General features: G+C 69.8%; 15 protein-coding genes and 1 riboswitch. Of the genes, 6 read left to right on the top strand and 9 right to left on the bottom strand.

The genetic code is table 11. The features are described from left to right. The first annotated feature begins 51 nt into the window (after window positions 1-51). A complete protein-coding gene (locus tag JNB_RS19795) occupies window positions 52-2043 on the top strand; it encodes a thioredoxin domain-containing protein (protein WP_009778323.1) in 1992 nt (663 codons plus the stop codon). Here the strand turns inward: JNB_RS19795 and JNB_RS19790 are convergent. From JNB_RS19790 to JNB_RS19770, 5 genes are all read right to left on the bottom strand, one after another. Then, window positions 2040-2879, bottom strand: coding sequence for a PhzF family phenazine biosynthesis protein (locus JNB_RS19790; protein ID WP_009778322.1), 840 nt, complete (start codon window positions 2877-2879; stop codon window positions 2040-2042). The genes JNB_RS19795 and JNB_RS19790 overlap by 4 nt on opposite strands. A 24-nt stretch (window positions 2880-2903) precedes the next feature. Continuing rightward, window positions 2904-3656 (bottom strand): FAD:protein FMN transferase, encoded by a 753-nt coding sequence (locus JNB_RS19785; RefSeq protein ID WP_050766656.1) that lies wholly within the window; start codon window positions 3654-3656, stop codon window positions 2904-2906. Between the two features lie 11 nt (window positions 3657-3667). Further along, window positions 3668-4159, bottom strand: a complete 492-nt coding sequence (locus tag JNB_RS19780; RefSeq protein WP_009778320.1) for an FMN-binding protein — start codon at window positions 4157-4159, stop codon at window positions 3668-3670. Window positions 4160-4179: 20 nt separating this feature from the next. After that, window positions 4180-5604 (bottom strand): ferric reductase-like transmembrane domain-containing protein, encoded by a 1425-nt coding sequence (locus tag JNB_RS19775; protein WP_009778319.1) that lies wholly within the window; start codon window positions 5602-5604, stop codon window positions 4180-4182. Window positions 5605-5691: 87 nt separating this feature from the next. Further along, on the bottom strand, window positions 5692-6258 hold the full coding sequence (locus JNB_RS19770; protein ID WP_009778318.1) for a histidine phosphatase family protein: 567 nt from the start codon (window positions 6256-6258) through the stop codon (window positions 5692-5694). A gap of 33 nt (window positions 6259-6291) precedes the next feature. On the opposite strand from JNB_RS19770, the gene JNB_RS19765 reads away from it, so the two are divergent. Then, window positions 6292-7728, top strand: coding sequence for a cobyric acid synthase (locus tag JNB_RS19765; protein WP_040885311.1), 1437 nt, complete (start codon window positions 6292-6294; stop codon window positions 7726-7728). After that, complete coding sequence (cobF, locus tag JNB_RS19760) at window positions 7725-8555, top strand: precorrin-6A synthase (deacetylating) (protein ID WP_009778316.1); 831 nt, start codon at window positions 7725-7727, stop codon at window positions 8553-8555. Before JNB_RS19765 ends, cobF begins: the two co-directional genes overlap by 4 nt. On the opposite strand, the gene JNB_RS19755 is transcribed toward cobF, so the two are convergent. The 4 genes from JNB_RS19755 to JNB_RS19740 form a co-directional block, all read right to left on the bottom strand. Beyond that, window positions 8496-9182: a 4a-hydroxytetrahydrobiopterin dehydratase gene (locus JNB_RS19755; protein ID WP_009778315.1), complete on the bottom strand. Its 687-nt coding sequence runs from the start codon at window positions 9180-9182 to the stop codon at window positions 8496-8498. The genes cobF and JNB_RS19755 overlap by 60 nt on opposite strands. Before the next feature lie 118 nt (window positions 9183-9300). Then, window positions 9301-11055: a 5,6-dimethylbenzimidazole synthase gene (bluB, locus tag JNB_RS19750; protein WP_009778314.1), complete on the bottom strand. Its 1755-nt coding sequence runs from the start codon at window positions 11053-11055 to the stop codon at window positions 9301-9303. Continuing rightward, the gene (gene cobN, locus JNB_RS19745; protein ID WP_009778313.1) at window positions 11052-14687 is read right to left on the bottom strand and encodes a cobaltochelatase subunit CobN; all 3636 of its coding nucleotides are present in this window, start codon (window positions 14685-14687) and stop codon (window positions 11052-11054) included. The genes bluB and cobN overlap by 4 nt, the downstream gene beginning before the upstream one ends. Before the next feature lie 79 nt (window positions 14688-14766). After that, window positions 14767-14837, bottom strand: a riboswitch (cobalamin riboswitch). A 32-nt stretch (window positions 14838-14869) separates the two neighbouring features. Then, window positions 14870-16537: a peptide-N4-asparagine amidase gene (locus tag JNB_RS19740; RefSeq protein ID WP_085942705.1), complete on the bottom strand. Its 1668-nt coding sequence runs from the start codon at window positions 16535-16537 to the stop codon at window positions 14870-14872. A gap of 124 nt (window positions 16538-16661) precedes the next feature. Here JNB_RS19740 and JNB_RS19735 point away from each other — a divergent pair, with 124 nt between their 5' ends. From JNB_RS19735 to JNB_RS19725, 3 genes are read left to right on the top strand one after another with little or no spacing between them, the layout of a single operon-like run. Then, the gene (locus JNB_RS19735) at window positions 16662-17807 is read left to right on the top strand and encodes a cobalamin biosynthesis protein CobG (RefSeq protein WP_050766655.1); all 1146 of its coding nucleotides are present in this window, start codon (window positions 16662-16664) and stop codon (window positions 17805-17807) included. Next, window positions 17804-18475 (top strand): precorrin-8X methylmutase, encoded by a 672-nt coding sequence (locus tag JNB_RS19730; protein WP_009778310.1) that lies wholly within the window; start codon window positions 17804-17806, stop codon window positions 18473-18475. Before JNB_RS19735 ends, JNB_RS19730 begins: the two co-directional genes overlap by 4 nt. Continuing rightward, on the top strand, window positions 18472-20031 hold the full coding sequence (locus tag JNB_RS19725) for a precorrin-2 C(20)-methyltransferase (RefSeq protein ID WP_009778309.1): 1560 nt from the start codon (window positions 18472-18474) through the stop codon (window positions 20029-20031). The genes JNB_RS19730 and JNB_RS19725 overlap by 4 nt, the downstream gene beginning before the upstream one ends. Window positions 20032-20103 lie beyond the last annotated feature (72 nt).

The raw sequence follows: 20103 nt of genomic DNA, 5'->3' as shown, positions 1-20103 counted from the left end.
AAGCCCCTCCTAGGCTGGGCGACACGATCGGATCGTCAGGAGTCATGGGAAATGGCCAATCGGCTCGCACAGTCCACCTCCCCCTACCTCCTCCAACACGCCGACAACCCTGTCGACTGGTGGGAGTGGGGTCCCGACGCCTTCGCGGAGGCTCGTCGCCGGGACGTGCCCGTCCTGTTGTCCGTCGGGTATGCCGCGTGTCACTGGTGCCATGTCATGGCTCACGAGTCGTTCGAAGACGTGGGGGTCGCTGACGCGATCAACGCGAATTTCGTTGCGGTGAAAGTGGATCGCGAGGAGCGACCCGACGTCGACGCGGTCTACATGAATGCGACGACGGCTCTCACCGGCCATGGTGGCTGGCCGATGACCTGCGTGCTCACGCCTGATGGCGACCCGTTCTTCGCCGGGACGTACTTCCCGCGCCAGCAGTTCCTCGCCCTGCTCGCAAACGTGACGAAGGTGTGGACCGAGCAGCGCGCCGACGTGGTGGCCTCTGGCGCCCACATCGCGGGTCAGCTGCGCGACATGACAGCTCCCGCATCGTCTTCGTCGATCACCCCGCAGACCCTTGCTGGCGCGGTGACGAACCTCCGGCAGAACTATGACCTGGCCCGGGGCGGATTCGGCGGAGCACCGAAGTTCCCACCGTCCATGGCCCTCGAGTTCCTGATCCGTCACCATGCCCGAACGGGCGATGCCGACGCCTTGGCGATGGCGCGACGCACCTGCGACGCCATGGCTCGCGGTGGCATCTACGACCAGCTCGCCGGCGGCTTCGCCCGGTATGCCGTGGACGCGGACTGGGTGGTCCCGCACTTCGAGAAGATGCTCTACGACAACACCCAGCTCCTGCGCGTCCACACCCATCTGTGGCGATCCACGGGCGACCCCTTGGCCCACCGGATCGCCTGTGAGACAGCCGATTTCATCATTCGCGACCTCGGCACGTCCGAGGGCTGCTTCGCTTCGGCCCTCGACGCCGACACGGTCATCGACGGTGCGAGCGTCGAGGGTGCCACCTACGCGTGGACTCCTGCGCAGCTCGTCGAGGTGCTCGGTTCGCAGGACGGAGTGCGCGCCGCCGAGCTCCTCTCCGTGACCACCGAGGGCACCTTCGAGCACGGCGCCTCGACGCTCCAACTGCGGTCCGACCCGGAGGACGAGCAGTGGTGGTCCGGGGTCCGGACCCGGTTGCTCGACGCCCGTCTCGGGCGCGCGCAACCGGCGCGCGACGACAAGGTCGTCACCTCCTGGAACGGCTTGGCCATCGCGGGTCTCGCGGACGCTGGCGCCCTCCTCGACCGACCCGACTTCGTCGACGCAGCCGTGAGGTGTGCCGAGTTCGTCGTCGGCAGCCACGTCGTCGATGGGCGCCTGCGCCGAGCATCACGCGACGGCGTCGTCGGCGCGGCAGCGGGTGTCGCGGACGACCACGGCAACCTCGCCGAGGGTCTGCTCGCCCTGCACCAGGCAACGGGCGACCCACGTTGGCTGGCGGAGGCCGGCACGATCCTCGACGTCGCGCTCACCCACTTCCGTGACGCCGAAGGGGTCGTCCACGACACCGCGGACGACGCCGAGCAGCTCTTCACGCGCCCCCGCAGCCAGGCCGACAACGCCGAGCCTTCCGGCGTTTCGTCCCTCGCCGGTGCCTGGCTGACCTATGCCGCCCTGACCGGTTCCACCCGTCACCGCGAGGCTGCGGACGCCGCGCTGGCGAGCGTCGGCGCCCTCGCTGCCCGCGATCCGCGATTCGCCGGCTGGTCCCTCGCCGTGGCCGAAGCCGCGGCGGCCGGCCCACTGCAGGTCGCCATCGTCGGCCACGGATCAACTGCCGAGGCGCTGTTCGCGACCGCCCGAGCCAGCACGTCCCCCGGCCTCGTCATCGCCCGCGGCGCCCCGGACTCCCCGGGCCAGCCACTGCTCGAGGCGCGCCCGCTCGTGGAAGGCAACCCTGCGGCATACGTGTGCCGTGGTTTTGTCTGTGACGCTCCGGTCACAGACGTCGAGGGCCTCACCGAGACGTTGGCGCGGACCTAGAGGTCGACGGATCCTTCGACGCGGGTCACGGCATCGCCCGAGACCCAGACCTCGCCATCGGCGGCCTCGATGTGCACGCGGCCCTCGCGCCCGATGACCGAACCCTGCCGCGCGACATAGCTGTCGGGCAGGGCGCCGGTGCCGATGAGCCACTGCGCGAGGGCAGCATTCGCGCTGCCGGTCACGGGGTCCTCGCCGAAGTCGCGGCCGTCGGCATAGAACGCGCGGACCTCGACGTCGGCACCGAGCTCCGTCGCCCGGGCTTCATTGTGGCGACCGATGACGGTGACCTTGAGGTCGGCGAAGGCAGCGATGTCGGGGACCACGTCGAGGACGGCCTGCGCCGAGCCGAGATCCACACCCACCCAGCCGGGTCCGTTGTCGGCCCAGGCCATGTCCACGACGGCGGACTCGTCGATCGCCAGGGCGCGGACGATGCGAGCCCTCAGCTCTGCGTCGACCTCACCCGAACGGGTCATCGGCGGTGCCGCGAATCCCAGTCGCGGTGAGCGGCGGACCGTGACGAGCCCCGCGCCGCACTCCTGGATGACGGCCTCGCCGCGCGGCACTCCCCCGGCCTCGAGCCAGGCGTGGGCGCTGCCGATCGTGGGGTGACCGGCGAAGGGCAGCTCGCCACCGATGGTCCAGATGCGCACCCTGTAGTCGGCGCCCGGGTCCGTCGGCGCGCTGAGGAACGTCGTCTCGGAGAGGTTGGTCCAGCGGGCGAAGTCCGCCATCTGCGCATCGCTCAGGCCGTCGGCGTCGTGCACCACCGCGAGTGGGTTGCCGAGCCACGGCTCAGAGCTGAAGACATCGACCTGACGGAAGGGCAGCATGCGCCCATCCCAGCACACCGTGCGTCAGAGAACGAGCAGCCGGTATGCCGGGTCGCGGGCTTCCAGCAGCCGTTCCGTTGTCGTCGGGTCGACAAACGCGGCTGTGGCCCAGACGTCGGCCCAGAGGAGTTCGGGGCCTGTCACCGTGGCGGAGCCGGGTCGTGAAATGCCCTGTCCCGTGCGTGGATCGACGATGTGCGCACCCCTGGCCGCCGTGCCTGAGGTCGCGATGGCTCCGCGGGTGAGGGTCACCACCTCTGCCACCTCGGTGCGGTCCTGCGGGTTCTCGATGCCGATGCGCCACACCGGCTCTGCGCCGAGCATGCCGCGTCCGGTCCCGACGACGATGTCCCCTCCGGCGCCAATGCTGAAGGCGATGTGGTCCACGGTCTCGAGATGGGCTGCCGACGTGCCGACCGCCCAACCCTTGACCAGGCCCGTGGGGTCGAACGTGGGTCGGCCGCCATCGCGCGCACGCCACGCGCGGAAGAGGCCGTCGGTGCGCTCCTCGGCCTCGAGGCACAGCTCGGCGGTCTCGGCCAGCCACGGATGAGCGGCGTCCACATCGAGCTCGCCGTGCTGGAGCCGGAGCAGGTCGCTGTCCGCCCGCCAGGTGCTGAGAACCCGGTCGACGCGCTCGAGGTGAGCGAAGACGCGCTGTGCCGCCTGCTCGATCTCGGGCCGTCCCGGGTCCAGGGCACGCACGTGGATGCTCACCGGCATACCCATGATCTGGCGCACGAAGACGCGTCGCTCACTGGGTGCCTGAACGGGCATTTCGGACGTGTTCACAATCCCGCCTGGTCGAGTGCCGACTGGAGTGACTCGGTGTAGCCCTGCGACGTGAACGTCGCTCCGGACACCATGTCGATGGTGGAGCTCTGGGCCGACACCGCCTCCTCGTTGAGGATCGGGACGGCGTAGGAGTTGATCTCCTGGTCCTTGTGATCATTCCACGGGACCTGGGTGACCGTCGATGCCGTGACCTTGCCGTTGGCCACCGTGATCTGCACCTGCACATCGCCATAGCGGGTGGAGGCGGCGTCACCGGTGTAGGTCTTCGAGCTCGACGACGTGGAGCCGCTCGAGCCGCTCGAGCCGGAGGAGGTGGAACCACTCGAGCTGGACGAGTCGCCCGAGGTCGACCCCGCGGCTGCGACGCTGCCGTTCGCGGGTGAGCTGATGCTCGTCGTCGCGCCCGAGGAGGTCGACGTGTGGTAGCTGAAGAGCAGGACGAGCATGGTCGCCGTGCTCGCGAGCCAGAGGGTGATGCGGCGCATGAGGGTGGTCCTCTCAGGACTCAGTACGTGAAGCGTTCGAGGTGGATGTTCTCGGCGGGAACTCCGGCGGTGGTGAGGGCGCTGTGGGCGGCGTCCATCCAGCCGGGTCCGCCGCAGACGTAGACGTCGTGCTGGTGAACGTCCGGAACGAGGTGCCGCAGTGCGTCGGCGTCGGTGAGGTGGGCCGCCGACACCGGAAGCCAGGTCTCCCGATCGGGGATGCGGGGACCGTCGATGACGAGGTAGCGCGCTCCACGGGCTGCGGCCAGGGCCGCCAGCTCGTCGGAGAGGACGGCCGACTCGATGTCACGGACGCGGTGCAGGACGGTGACGTCCCCGGGGGTCTGCTGGAGGTCCTCGAGCAGCGCCCGCATCGGGGTGATGCCGATTCCGGAGGCCATGAGCAGGACCTTGCGTCGGGTCCTCACGCCTTGGTGGAGTCGGCCGTAGGGACCTTCCACGAGAACGCGGGTGCCCGGACGCAGGGTGGCCAGGCGATTCGTGCCGTCGCCCACGTGGGCAGCGGTGAAGCGCAGCGTTGTCCCGTCAGGTGCCGCCGAGAGCGAATAGGGGTGGGCTCGGGTCCATCCGGGCCCGTCGAGGAAGCGCCACTGGAAGAACTGTCCGCCGTGGGCGGCGAGGCGCGCCGCTCCCGGGCCAGCCACCGTCACGGTGGTGATGTCGGCAGCGTCGTGTCGGACGTCGGTGACGCGCAGCGGTGCTCGCCACGAACGCACGAGGGGAAGGCCGAACCGGAAGACGAGAACGGAAACCGTGGCAACGGCATACAGGGTCCACCAGAACCACGTCGCGACCGTTGACGCCGTGAAATCGCGACCCGTCCAGAGCTGGTGCGGCAGGGCGAGGCCGGCCCCGAGATAGCCGTACAGGTGGATGAGGTGCCAGGACTCGTAGCGCAGACGGGCGCGGGCCTTCTTGACCGAGGTGACGACGACCATGACGAGGGCGGCGGTCCCGGCCACGGAGAGGAGCATCCCCGGGTAGTTGACGACGAGGTCCCAGATCGTGCCCCACAGGCCGAGGCTCGACGACGCTGCGTAGCCGAGAACGATGAGGACGATGTGCCCGACCATGAGGTTGAACGACGTGAAGCCGATGAGTCGGTGGGTGCGCGCGAGTTCGTCCTGACCCCAGGCCTGTTCGAACCACGGGATGCGCGCCATCAGCAGCACCTGGACGAGGAGCAGAGCCGAGGCGATGAGGCCGGTCAGGCGGCCGAGCGAGGTGAGTCCGTCGCCGAGCGAACCAAGGTCCTGGATGCCGCCGTGGGCGACCCAGAGCGCGGTCACGCCGACGAGCAGGGCCCACAGGGCGACGCCCGACGCGTCTCGCCACCAGCGGGACACGGGAGCGGGAATCCGGCGGGGCGCCGGGGCCGGGTCGTTCTGCGCGGCGTGGAGGACGCGCGGTGCGGTCATCGTCATGAGATGACTGTCGGGCGCGATCCTGTGTGGTTGCTGTGGAGCGGTCCTGAGGAGCCGGTGAGTGCGTGGGCGCCGCTCAGGAACGGTTCAGGAACGGAGCAGCGTCGTGGAGACGACGGCACCGTTGGCGATCGGATCCCACTCGACCTCTCGGTGCGATCGGCCGGCCAGTCGGGCGAGGGCCACGCACGTGGTGATGCCGTGGGTGACCCAGACGATGTGGTCGTGCGACGCGGCGAGGGCGCGGGCGATCGGGGCGGCCAACCGTCGGTGGACGTCCTCGAGGCTCTCGCCACCGCCCCACCGCACTTCGCTGACGTGGGCGTCTCCCTCGGCGGTCGGCGTCGCATTCAGGGCGGTCGTGAGCACCCCCTCCAACTGGCCGACGGACTGCTCGCGCAGGTCGGGGTCATTCAGGACCTCGACGCCAAGGGTTCTCGCGATGACGTCGGCGGTCTGCCGGGCTCGCACGAGGTCGCTCGACACGATGGCGACAGTGCCGTTCACGCGGTCGGCGAGGAGGCCGGCGGCCTCTTGTGCCTGGGCGCGGCCGAGGTCGGTGAGTTCGGGATGGGCGATCTGGCCCTGGAGGCGACCCTCAACGTTCCAGACGGACTGGCCGTGGCGGACGAGGTGGAGTTGGAACGGGCGCACCGGCTGATCGTACGGATGCGTAAACTCCGCGAGGTGTCGGGACTACTGGTGACGGGGACGAGCTCCGATGCGGGGAAGTCTCTCGTCGTCACGGCCCTGTGCCGCCTGTGGTCCCGCCAGGGCATCCGGGTCGCGCCGTTCAAGGCCCAGAACATGTCGAACAACTCGATGGTCTGCCGCGACGGCTCCGAGATCGGGCGGGCGCAGTACCTCCAGGCCCAGGCCGCTCGGGTCGAGCCCACGTCGGTCCACAACCCCGTGCTGCTCAAGCCGGGAAGTGATCGACGGGCCTTTGTCGTGGTGCGCGGTCGGCCGGCTGGGCAGCTCGTGGCGGGTGAGTATGCGACGGGTCGACGACACCTGGCGGAGGCTGCGTTTGCTGCCTTTGAAGAGCTGTCGGCCTCGGTCGACCTCGTGGTGGCGGAGGGGGCCGGATCGCCCGCCGAGGTCAACCTGCGCTCTGGCGACTATGTGAATCTTGGTCTGGCACAGCGCTTTTCCTTGCCTGCGCTGATCGTCGCCGACATCGACCGAGGTGGCGCTCTGGCTGCCTTGTTCGGCACGTGGGGCCTGGTGGACGACTCCGATCGGGCTCTGCTGCGCGCCTATGTCATCAACAAGTTCCGCGGTGACGAGTCAGTGCTGACTCCCGGTCTCGACATGGTGACCGAGCGAACGGGTATGCCGTGTGCCGGTGTCCTCCCGTGGCTCGAGGACGTGTGGCTCGACTCGGAGGACGCCCTGTCGATCGGTCGCTGGCGGCCCTCGTCTGACACGTCGGGCAACCGGCTGTCCGTGGCGGTCGTGCGCTTCCCGCGGACCTCGAACGCCACCGACGTGGACGCCCTGGCCGCCGAGCCGGGAGTGGACGTGCGGGTGACGACAGACCTTGACGTATGCCGTGAGGCTGACCTTGTCGTCCTGCCCGGCTCGCGCGCGACCGTCAGCGACCTGGAGTGGCTGCGGTCGAGCGGTGTGGCCGACGTCGTTGCCTGGCGGGCGTCGCAGGGACGCCCGGTGCTCGGGATCTGCGGTGGCTACGAGATGTTGGCACAGTGGATCGACGACCCGGTGGAGAGTGAGCAGGGTGGGCGCGTGCCCGGTTTGGCCCTGCTGCCGACCACGGTGACGTTCCTGCCCGAGAAGGTGCTGGCGCGCCCGACCGACGAGTGGCGTGGCCACGCCGTCGAGGGCTACGAGATCCACCACGGCGTGGTCTCCGACGACCGAGCCTTCCCCGGTGGCACTGCCTCGGACTCGGTGTGGGGAACGATCTGGCACGGCACCCTCGAGTGCGACGACTTCCGCCGCGCGTGGCTCACCGAGGTTGCGGCGGCGGCCGGTTCATCCTGGCGACCCGATGCGACCGCCCTCGGATTCGCGGAACGACGCGAAACGATGATCGATGCCCTGGCCGACGCCGTCGACGAACACCTTGACCACCAACTGCTTCTGGAGCTCACCCGATGACCACCCCTCGTGAAGTGCGCGTCATCGGCATCGGCACCGGATCCCCCACCCACGTCACCGGGCAGGCCATCGCAGCCCTGCGTGAGTGCGACGTCTTCCTTGTCGCCGACAAGGGCGAGGCCAAGGACGAGCTCGTCGCGGTGCGTCGCCTCATCTGCGCGGAGTTCCTCGAGGGGGGGACCTATCGCATCGTCACGGTGACCGACCCGGAACGTGGGCCGGACGCGGAACGGGACAAGGCGGCATACCGAACGGGTGTGGATGCGTGGCACGCAGCGCGCGCGGACCGCTACGCCGAGATCATCGAAAGTCTCTCGCCTGGCGAGACCGTGGGGTTCCTCGTGTGGGGCGATCCGGCGTTCTACGACAGCACCATTCGCATCGTCGACGCGGTGGCTCGGCGGCTGCCCCTGCGGACGCAGGTGGTCGCCGGGCTGTCCGCGATCCAGGTCCTCGCGGCCGAGCACGGCATCGTGTTGAACGGCATCGGCCAGCCCGTGCACATCACGACCGGACGGCGGCTGCTCGACGAGTGGTCACCCCGCCTCGGGACCGTCGTGGTGATGCTGGATGGGGCGTTGAAATGCCGCGAGCTGGTCGAGCGGGCACCGGATCTGACGATCCACTGGGGCGCGTATCTCGGCCTGCCACAACAGGTTCTGCGCGCCGGGCGGCTGGCCGACGTCATCGAGGACATCGTTGCCGTGCGCGCTCAGTTGCGCGAGCAACACGGCTGGGTGATGGACACCTACGCGCTCACGGCCCCATCACCCGGCGACGCAGAGAACCCCTCTGTTGCCGTCCTGGTCGGCGATGACCGTGAGTGACGGCGACTGGCTGTCATCGACGATGGTGCCGCCCGCAGCGACAGCGGCAGCGATGCGTTGCTCGGCGACCTCGGCCGCCACGTAGACCTCGACGTGGAACCGTTGCGGGGAATCCTGCTCGACCGAGTCCCCGAACCAGAGGTTGGGCGTGCGTCCAGTGGCGTCCCGAATCTCGTCGCCCGGGGTCCCGCGTCCTTGGGCCTCGGCGTCCCCGGTCAGCAGGGCGGCCCACACCGGGGCGATGGTCGCGGATTCGGCTGTGTCGAGGCCGAGCTCGATGACGCTGACCGCGGCAGGGTCGGCGGTGAGCGTGTGTTCGGCGGCGACCTCGGTGATCCGTCGGGCCAGGTCGACGTCCTGTTGGGTCGGCCATTCGACGACGTATTCGGTTCCGTCGTCATCGCGATAGATGGCGTCGTGGGTGACCAACCTGAGGTCGACGTAGCCCTCGCCGATCGAGACGCGCGGATGGTGTCCGACAGCGTCGCCCGCCTCCCCCACCGCGGCGACGAACCGTGCGGCGGTGCCGAAGTCGTCGACGAGGTAGCGCGCATGAAGTCCCTGCGCCAGCTTGCGCCAGTCGGTCAGTGTTGCCTCGGCGATCTGCTCGCCCCTGAGCATGTCCATGTCGAGGACCCTAGCGACGATTCACTGCCAGTAACCGACTTCGTGCCCCGCACGGACACGTTCCCTCGGCCGAAGGCCTCCGTCACGTGTCCGTGCGCGGCACGAAGTCGCAGGCTGGTCAGAGGCTCGTGCGGGCGACTTCGCGGCGGATGCGCAGCCCTTGCAGGATGAGGGAGGCCGCGAGGGTCGCGCCGACACCTTCGCCGGAGCGCAGGCGCAGGGCGAGAAGCGGCTCGAGGCCGAGCAGCCTGAGGACCTCACCGTGGGCGCGTTCGCGGCTCTGCTGACCGGCGATGAGGTGCGCCTGCACGCCCGGGTCGAGGGCCACAGCGAGAACACCCGGCAACGAACCGGCGAGGCCGTCGAGAACCACCGGGGCACCAGCGCCCGCAGCACCGAGCACCACACCGGTGAGGACCGCGATCTCCGCACCACCGAGCGCGGCAAGGAGGTCGGCCGGGTCCTCGCGCCAGGCGTGCGCCCGGGAACCGACCCTGGCCAGGCACTGCTCCACGGCGGCACGCTTGCGCTCGACGATGTCGGTGTCGGCCCCTGCTCCGACACCGACCGCGTCGCGTGGCGACAACCCGGTCACGACGCAGGCAAGTGCTGCAGCGACGGTCGTGTTGCCGATGCCGACCTCGCCGAGTGCGATGAGACCGGTCGCAGCGGCCTTCTCACCGATCTCCACGCCCAGGAGGACGAGGCGGTCAACATCGCTGCGAGACAACGCATCCGCGTCGACGAGGTCACCGACGGGGTGGTGCGGGTGGGCGTCAACGGCGCCCGCGACAGGACTGCCAGCGGTGGCACCGGCGTCGACCACGACGATGTCGAGCCCTGCTGATCGGGCACTGACCGCACCCGCAGCCATGCCCGAGACAGCGGCCTCGAGAACGTCGCGGGTGACCCTCTCGGGATAGGCGCTCACACCGAGAGCGGCGACCGGGTGGCTGGCGCCAGCGAGGACCAAGGTGCCGCCGAGCGGCATACGCCCTCGTCCCAGTGCTTCGACGCGGCTCACGACGCGGTCGAGCACGCCCAGGGACTCGGGTGGTGCGAGGAGGCCATCGGCATCGTCGGTGGCCGAGACGAGGGACTGCTGGGGCAGGCGGTCGAGGTGGGAGGCCGGCGGCGCTGCATCCTCATGGGCCCACCGGTCATGCATGACGACGTCATCGAGGGGCATCCGCTTCGACCAGGCGGCGCGCTCCAGGCCGGGCGCGGGCGGGCGCTCGTCGGGCCAGCCGAGGCACATCCAACCCATGGGGACGACGTCATCGGGGAGTTCGAGCAGGTCGGCCAGCTCGGCGGGGTCGAAGAGCGTCACCCAGCCCATGCCCAGGCCGCGTGCGCGGGCTGCGAGCCACATGTTCTCGATGGCGCAGGCACACGACCAGAGGTCGGCGTCGGGGAAGGTCGCACGACCGAGCACTCCACTCGCGGGGGTGCGTCGGTCACAGACCACGACGACGCCGACGGGTGCCTCGCGCAGGCCCTCGAGCTTGAGGTCGAGCATCCGGGCGGCGCGGTCGTCGGTGAGGAGTGCGGCCTGGTCGAGACGGGCTCGGTCGGCGAGGTGAGCGGCTCGGTCACGGATCGCCGGGTCGCGCACGACGATGAACCGCCACGGCTGGGAGTGGCCGACCGACGGCGCCTGGTGGCCAGCAGTCAGGACCTCGGTGAGAAGAGGCTGCGGGACCGCGTCGGGGCGGAACCGGCGGATGTCGCGGCGGCCCCCGATGACCTCGTCGAGGCCGGCAATGACCTCTGGCTCGAAGGCCCAGCCCGACGGGTCGGCACTGCGCTCCCGGGCGCTGGACGCGTCACCGACGAGGGGCGTGGGCCGCGGCCAGCTGCTGTGGGCGCTCACTCCTCGAGGTCGCCCTCGACGTCGAGGTAGACCTGACGCATCTGGTCCATGACCTCGGGGTCCGGCTGCTCCCAGAGGCCACGATCGGCGGCCTCGGACAGCTTCTCGACGATGCCTCGCAGGGCCCACGGGTTGGCGTGGCGCATGAAGTCCTGGTTGGTCTTGTCGAGGACGTAGTCGTGCGCGATCCGGTCGTACATCCAGTCCGGGACAACGCCTGCGGTCGCGTCGAACCCGAAGAGGTAGTCGACGGTCGCGGCGAGCTCAAAGGCGCCCTTGTAGCCGTGGCGCTGCATCGCCGCCATCCAGCGCGGGTTGACGACCCTGGCGCGGAAGATGCGGTTCGTCTCCTCCTGGAGGGTGCGAGTGCGCACACTCGACGGGGTGGTGGAGTCGCCGACGTAGGCCTTGGGGTCGGCGCCGGTCAGCGCACGCACCGTCGCGACCATGCCGCCGTGGTACTGGAAGTAGTCGTCAGAGTCGAGGATGTCGGACTCGGTGTTGTCGATGTTCTTGGCCGCGACCTGGATGCGCGTGTAGTTGCGCTCCATGTCGTCACGAGCCGGCGCACCGTCGAGGTCACGGCCGTAGGCGAACCCGCCCCAAGCCGTGTAGACCTCGGCGAGGTCCTTGTCGTCACGCCAGGTGCCCGACTCGACGACCTGGAGGATTCCGGCGCCGTAGGAGCCGGGCTTGGAGCCGAACACCCTTGTGCGAGAGCGACGCTCGTCCCCATGCTCGTGGACGTCAGCCATGGCGTGGGCCTTGGGGTAGTTCTGGTCGAGTGGCTCGTCGAGCCCGACGACGAGAGCCACCGCGTCGTCGATGAGGTTGATGACGTGCGGGAAGGCATCACGGAAGAAGCCCGAGATGCGCACGGTCACGTCGATGCGCGGTCGCCCGAGTTCCTCGAGCGGGATCACGTCGAGCCCGATCACCCGGCGGGACTGCTCGTCCCACAACGGGATCACGCCGAGGAACGCGAGGATCTCGCCGATGTCGTCACCGGAGGTGCGCATCGCCGACGTGCCCCACGCCGAGAGACCGACCGAGCGGGGCAGCTCGCCCTCGTCGTCGAGGTAGCGCTGCAGCAGCGAGTCCGCCATCGCCGAGCCGGTCTCGTAGGCGAGCCGTGACGGGATCGCCTTGGGGTCGACCGAGTAGAAGTTGCGTCCCGTGGGCAGCACGTTGACGAGCCCACGCAGCGGCGATCCCGAGGGCCCAGCCGGGACGTAGCCACCGTCGAGCGCGTGCAGCACCATCGGGATCTCGCCCGTGGTTCCGGCCAGTCGCGGGACGACCTCTTCGCAGGCGAACCGCAGCGAGGCCTCGACGCCAGCGTGTCCCGCACCGAGCTCGGCGAGGACGATCTCGGGAACGGCCGAGCCGTCCCAGTCGCGGGCCGACAGCGCCCGGACAAGGCGTCCGGCCGTCTCCTCGGCCGCGTCGGTTTCACTCGTGGACGCTCCCGTGTCGCTGAGTCCCAGGGCCGTTCGCAGACCGGGTATGCCGTCCTGCTGGCCTCCGAAGACCTGTCCGGCACGCAGGATCGCGAGGACGAGGTTGTCGAGGCCCTCACCGCTGGGCGCCTCGCCGAGGACGTGGAGCCCATCCCGGATCTGGACATCCTTGATGGCGCACAGGTGATAGTCGATCTCGCCCACGAGTGCGTCGAACCCACCCTCGTCCGGCCGCTCGGTCAGCCCAAGGTCCTGGTCGAGCTTCGCCGCCTGGAGCAGGGTCCAGATCTCACCCTGCAGCGCTGGCGCCTTGGCCGGGTCCATGGCCGAGACGTTGCCGTACTCGTCGAGCAGCTGCTCGAGCCGGGCGATGTCGCCGTAGGACTCGGCGCGCGCCATGGGCGGCACGAGGTGGTCGACGATCGTCGCGTGCGCGCGGCGCTTGGCCTGCGTGCCCTCGCCCGGGTCGTTGACGAGGAACGGGTAGATGAGCGGCACCGAACCCAGCGCGGCATCGCTCCCGCACCCGTCGGACAGGGCGAGGTTCTTGCCCGGGAGCCACTCGAGGTTGCCGTGCTTGCCCATGTGGACGACGGCGTGGGCGCCGAACTCCTCCTCGATCCACCGATAGGTCGCGATGTAGTGGTGCGTAGGCGCGAGGTCGGGGTCGTGATAGATCGCGATGGGGTTCTCGCCGAACCCGCGCGGCGGCTGCACGAGCAGCACGATGTTGCCCGATTGCAGTGCGGCAGAAACGATTTCGGGCTCGCCACCCTGAGCCACCGCCGAGGAGTCGACGAACAACTCCCCCGGAGCCTCGCCCCACGCCTGCGTCATCCCGTCGCGAAGGTCCGCCGGAAGCGCAGCGAACCACCCGGCATACCGGCTGCTCGGAATGCGCACGTGGTGCTCGGTGAGCTGACCGTCGGTCAGCCACTCGGGGTCCTGACCGCCGGCGGCGATGAGGGCGTGGACGAGGGCGTTGCCTGCCGTGGTGTCGAGGGCTTCTCCGTCGCGCGGCTCCACGTCGTCGAGACCGGGTATGCCGCCCCGCTCGCCCAGGTCGTAGCCCGCCTCGCGCATCGCGCGCAGCAGTCGAATGGTCGAGACGGGTGTGTCGAGGCCGACGGCATTGCCGATGCGGGAGTGCTTCGTCGGGTAGGCGGAGAGCAGGATCGCGATCTTGCGCTCGGCCGCGGGTGTGTGGCGCAGGCGGGCGTGACCGACGGCGATGCCGGCGACCCGGGCGCAACGCTCGGGATCGGCGACGTAGTGCGGCAGTCCGTCGGTGTCAATCTCCTTGAAGGAGAACGCAACCGTGATGATGCGGCCGTCGAACTCGGGCACCGCAACCTGGGTCGCGACGTCGAGCGGCGACATGCCGTCGTCGGACTGGGCCCACTCCTCGCGGCTCCACGTGAGGCAGAGGCCCTGCAGGATGGGGACGTCGAGAGCGGCAAGGGCGGCGACGTTCCAGGAGTCGTCGTCCTCGCCGGCGGAGGCGGTCGCGGGGCGGGTGCCACCGGCGGCGAGGACCGTCGTGACGATCGCGTCGTAGGTGCCGAGGTGTTCGAGGAGGTCTTCGGGTGCGTCGCGCAGCGAGGTGGCGTAGACGGGCACGCCCACTCCCCCGGCGTTGTCGATGGCGTCCGCGAGGGCGTGCGCGAAGTCGGTGTTCCCGGCAGCCTGCTGGGCTCGGTAGAAGAGCACGGCGACGCGGGGGCGGTCGGTCGTGGTGGTCTCGCGCTCGAGCGTGCCCCAGCGCGGCAGTTCGATCGGCGGCTCGAACGGGTCACCACTGAGGAGCAGCGTGTCCGAGAGGAACGCGTGGAGCTCCCGGAGGTTGTCGGAGCCGCCCTGCGCGAGGTAGCGGTGGGCCTCGTGCACGACACCGGAGGGGACCGTCGACTCGGCCATGAGCGCGGCGTTCGGCGCCTGCTCACCACCGAGGACCACGAGCGGGACTCCCGTTTCGCGGATGCGCGCGAACCCCGAGCAGAGGTCCTGCGGCGAGCCGAGGATGCGGGCCACGACGATGTCGGCGCCCTCGATCGCGCCGGCCATGTCGGTGTGACCCGGCCGCGAAGGGTTGGCCCAGACGTAGTCGGCTCCACTCGCACGGGCGCAGAGGAGGTCGGTGTCGGATGTCGACAGGAGGGCGATGCGGGGCATGGGCCGTGAGGCTCCTTCCGGGGTTTCCTCGCCCCGTGACGGCTGGACCCGACGGTTCCGTCGAGTCAGCTGCGACGACGTTCCTGACTCACCCACACCTCTCGGCGGGGTTCACAGTGGCGGGACCGTCCCGGAGTTGCACCGGGTTCCGTCGACTCGCAGCCGTAGGCAGCCTAACCGGCTCAGCAGCCCGTGGCGTCAGCGGTGACCACGCCGTTGACCGTGTGGATCACTCGGTGCCAGCACGGTGCCACCGAGGATCGGTCGGTGAAGTCCTGCTTCGACCAGCCGGTGGCCCGTCGCTCGTCACGAGGCACCGTGTAGTTCCACGTCGCCTCGCCGGTGTACCCGTGGTCCCAGGACCGCCACGGGCCCCGAACGGCACCCTGCTTGCGGGTCTCGGACCCGGTGTCGCCCACCGTGATGGTGGTGGTCAGGTCGCCCGCGTCGGTGATCTCGATCTGCCCGTCCAGGGAGAAGGTGTAGTTCCACCGATCAAAGGCCGGAACCCCGTGACCGGCCTCGGTCCGGACGTAGCCGGTGTCAGTGAGGGTCGTGACCTGTCCGTCGCTGGTCTCCCCGTCTGACCACACGTGGTGGGTCTGGGCGCCGACCGTGCGGGACACGCTCGTGCTGACCCGCCCGTGTGAGGTGTCGACATAGCCCTGGGTGGTGAGGGCGTGGCTGCCGTGGAGGTCGGCCGTGAAGTTCGCGCCCTCGGTGCCGACCGTGTTCGTCACGACGGGTGCCGTCTCGTCGATCGAGCGCACAGCGCCGGTCACCTTCGCCGATCCTTCGTCCTGCCAGGAGGAGAAGGCGGTGGGCACGTCCCAGCCGGAGCCCTCAGCGCCCACCACACGCACGGACACGTCGTGCGCCCGCCCGTCCGTGAGGGTGCCCACGAACGGAGTGAGGTCGACCGTCAGCGGCAGGAGGTCGAAGGTGCGCGGTGCGGGGAGGACGTACCAGAGGAACGGGTTCGACCAGCCGCCCGTGTAGATGTGGGGGTAGGGCGTGGCGATACCAGCGAGCCTGCCGTCGACGAGCACCTCGAGCTCACGCCACGGGCCCTTGCCGGTCTTGCACCAGTAGTCGTCGGGCGACGTGGTGGGCGCGGCGCTGTACCAGAACTCCTCGCACCCACCGCCGGAGCCGGTGGCATACACCTGGGCGAGCAGCCTCTCCGTGTTGGTCGGAAGGGTGAGGGTGCCGCTGGTGGCTCCGTTCGCGGTCGTCGCCGACGCCAGGGGCTGCACGGTCTCGGGACCCTTCGCGGCGGGCCACGTCGTGGAGGTGGCGTAGAAGGTCAGGTCGACGTCGATGTCGAAGATCCCGGTGTACGTGCTGTCGACGGTGTTGCCGAGGTACATCTGCACCTGCTGCGGATCGCGGAGCAGTGCGGCGACTCCCGTGACGTCCTTCTCGACCGTCCACTCGATGCCGTCGGCAGACGGTTCGGGGGTGCTGGTCTTGAAGACGGGGACTCCGCCGATCTTGAGCCAGCCCAGTCGGTCGTACTGGCGACCCGCCACCGATCCGTGCATGGTCAGCACGATCTTGCTCCAGTCACCACGACAGTTCGTGGGGGGCGTGTAGTCACTGGTGTGGACCGCGTAGTCGTCAAACGCATGGTCGACGATCCGCACGGAGCAGCTGGCGGTGTCGGGGCGAACCACTGGCGCGTCCGCCGTGCGCGGGTTGTCATGGTCGGAGCCGAAGTACGGCGGCACCTCACCCTGCACGGCCACCGCCTGTGATGCGGCAGCGGGGGCAGCGTGAGCCGCCACCCCTGGCCCGACCGCCGCGAGCGACAGAGCAGAAACGACGGCAACCATGTTCAGCACACGCACGAGAAACCCTCCAGAGAGCGATGATCACGGCTACCCCGCGGCCGCACGACTCGCACACTAGTCCTCCGTTGGCCAACAGTGCGCGGGCAGAGACGGCCCTCTGACATCGATACAGTTCACCCCCATGACTGACGCGCTGAGGCCCCCGGACCGGTGTCCCGGACTGCTGCGCCCCTTCATCGCGGACGATGGTGCGCTCGTGAGATTGCGTATGCCGGGTGGCCGGGTTGCGGTGTCCGTGCTGGCGCAGGTCTCGGCGATCGCTGCCCAATACGGCGCTCCGGTGCTCCAGCTGACCTCGCGCGGCAACCTCCAGCTGCGGGCCCTGCCCGATCCGTTGCCCGAGTCCTTGATCGTGGCGGTCGAGGCGACGGGGCTGCTGCCCTCGGCGTCGCACGAGCGGGTGCGCAACATCATCGCGGCCCCTCAGTCACGTGGACTCGACGAGCTCGTCGGGGCGTTCGACGCCGCCCTGATGGCCGAGCCGCGGTTGGCCTCGCTGCCGGGTCGATTCCTCTTCGCCTTCTCCGACGCCACCGGTTCGGTGCTCTCGGAGCGCTGGGACGTGGCCTACCAGCGGACATCGCCGACTTCCGGAGTCCTGTATGCCGGCCAGTTCGGTCGCGCGGTCGCTCCGGCTGACGCTGTGGCTGCCATGATCGACGTCGCCCTGCGCTTCGTCGAGACGGCGCCGGCCGGGGCGTGGAACGTTCGCGACCTCCCCACCCCCTCCGACTTGTTGCGCCATCCGTCGGAGCGAGCGGAGCGAGTGACGACGGATGGCGCAACAAGTCGGCCTGTGGTTGCGCCACCCTTGGTGCCGGGCACGGTGGGGGACGATGTGGTCGCTGGCGTTCCACTGGGGATGCTGACGCCTGAGCATGTCGAGGCACTGGCCGAAGTGGCCGAGACCGTGGTCGTCACGCCGTGGCGTTCGGTCGTGGTCCGAGGTGGTGCAGCACAGGTGGAGGTGCTGCGTCGGGCGGGGCTGGTGACGGAGTCCGAAGGGCCGTGGGCCAGACTCTCTGCCTGTGTCGGCGCCCCGTCGTGCCGACGCACGACGGTCCCCACCCTCGACCTCGCGCGATCCGCAGCCGAGACGGTGGCGTCCCGACGACTGACGGCCACACAGGACGTCCACGTCGTCGGGTGCGAACGGCGGTGTGGCACAGGGGTATCCGACCGGGTTCTTGTTGCACCGCCAACCGTCGACGACGTGGTCTCGGCTCTGACCACGCCAGCCCCCGCAGCCACTCGAGGAGAGCAGTGAGCGAGCACGCAGCGCCCACCCGTCGCTACGACTACGTCACCGACGGCCAGGAGATCTATCGCCGGTCGTTCGCGATGATCCGCGCCGAGAGCGACCTGTCGTCACTGCCGAGCGACCTCCACACCGTGGCGACCCGGATCATCCATGCTTCGGGCGACGTCGACATCACGAGCCAGATCGCCGCCCACGACGACATCGTCCGTGCAGCGAGATCGGCCCTGACGAGTGGCGCGCCGATCATCACCGACTCGCAGATGCTCGCGTCGGGAGTGACCCGTCGACGCCTTCCCGCCGACAACGAGGTCATCTGCACCCTGCGCGATGAGCGCGTGCCCGACCTCGCTGCCACCTGGGACACGACCCGGGCTGCAGCGGCCGTCTCCCTCTGGGGCGATCGCCTCGAAGGCGCCGTCGTGGCCATCGGCAACGCACCCACCGCGCTCTTCCACCTGCTCGAGGTCATCCTCGATGGCGGACCTCGCCCCGCGGCGATCGTTGGCCTGCCCGTTGGTTTCGTCGGGTCTGCCGAGTCCAAGGCCGCTCTGGCCGAGCACGTGCTTGAGGACGGCAGTCAGGTGCCGTGGCTCGTCGTCCACGGTCGACGCGGCGGCTCCGCCATGGCCGCCGCTGCCCTCAACGCCCTCGCCACCGAGGACGAGCTCGCATGACTGCCCACATCGCCAGCGCACAACCGGGCCACCTCTATGGGGTCGGTGTCGGCCCCGGAGACCCCGGCCTCATCACCCTGCGTGCCGCCTCGCTCATTGCCTCGGCTGACGTCATTGCCTATCACCGGGCCGCCCACCGTGAGTCGACCGCGCGCTCGATCGCGGCCGAGCACCTCCGCGACGGCGTCATCGAGGAACCCCTCGTCTACCCCGTGACCACGGGGACCACCGACCACCCGGGCGGCTACTACGGCGCCCTCGCCGACTTCTACGACGAGTGCGCCGAGCGCTTCCGCGCGCACCTCGCGGCAGGTCGCAGCATCGTCTGCCTGGCCGAGGGCGACCCCCTCTTCTACGGGTCGTTCATGTATGTCCACGACCTCCTGCGTGACGACTACCCGACCGAGGTCGTCCCCGGCATCACCGCGATGGCCGCCGCCACCGCAGCCGTCGGCTCGGGCCTCTCCCGCCACGAGGACACGGTCACCGTCCTGCCCGGCACCCTGCCCGTGCCGGAACTCGCCCGTCGCCTCGCCGACACCGACTCGGCCGTGATCATGAAGCTCGGCCGCACCTTCGAAGGTGTCCGCGAAGCCCTGCACCAGGCCGGGCTGCTCGACCGCGCCGTCTACGTCGAGCACGCGAGTCGCTCGGGCCAGCGGGTCGTCCCAGTGCGCGACGTCGACCCCCAGACCGTGCCCTACATGTCGATCGTCATCGTCCCAGGTGAGGACCTGCGAGCCGACGCGGCCGGACGGGCTGAAGCACACGGCATACTCGAAAAGGCGTCTGCCACAGCGGAACTCCACGTGGGCACCGTCCACGTCGTGGGCCTTGGACCCGGTCCCGACGCGTGGCTCAGCCCCGAGGCGAGCGAAGTCCTTGCCCAGGTTCAGCACGTCATCGGCTACGCGCCCTACGTCGCCCGGGTGCCCCAGCGGCCCGGCCTCACCCGACATGCCACCGGCAACACCGTCGAGGTGGATCGTGGTCGCCATGCCCTCGATCTCGCGCTCAAGGGCGACGACGTCGCCGTCGTGTCGGGCGGCGACGCTGGAGTCTTCGGCATGGCTGCCGCTGTGTTCGAGGCGAGTGAGACTGCTGTCGCTGATGACGAGCGCTATGCATCAGTCGCGATCCACGTCGTGCCCGGCATCACGGCCGCCCACGCTGCCAGTGCCCTCGCCGGCGCCCTGCTCGGCGCCGACCACGCCCTCATCTCCCTGTCGGACCGCCTCAAGCCGTGGGACGTCCTGCTCGACCGACTCACCTCGGCCGTGCGGTCGGACCTTGCGGTCGCGCTCTACAACCCGCGGTCACGCAGCCGCCCGCACCAGCTCGGCGAGGCCCTCGACGCGGTGCGTCAGGTGGCGCCGCCCGAGCGCGTGGTCGTCGTCGCCCGCAACGTCGGTCGCGACGGTGAGGCACTCACGGTGACGACTCTCGGCGAGCTCGACCCGGAGTCGGTCGACATGAGCTGCCTCGTCGTCATCGGTGCATCCAGCACCAGGGTCACGTCGACCGGACGGGTGTGGACCCCGCGCTGGGTCAACTGACTACCCCCGTCTTCGTGCCCCACACGGACACCACCCACCCCGTCTTCGTGCCCCGCACGGACACGACCCACC

Origin of the sequence: Janibacter sp. HTCC2649, assembly GCF_000152705.1 — a bacterium.
GTDB lineage: Bacteria > Actinomycetota > Actinomycetes > Actinomycetales > Dermatophilaceae > Knoellia.
The sequence above is the reverse complement of the archived record's forward strand: the minus strand, read 5'-3'. Positions and strand labels throughout refer to the sequence as shown.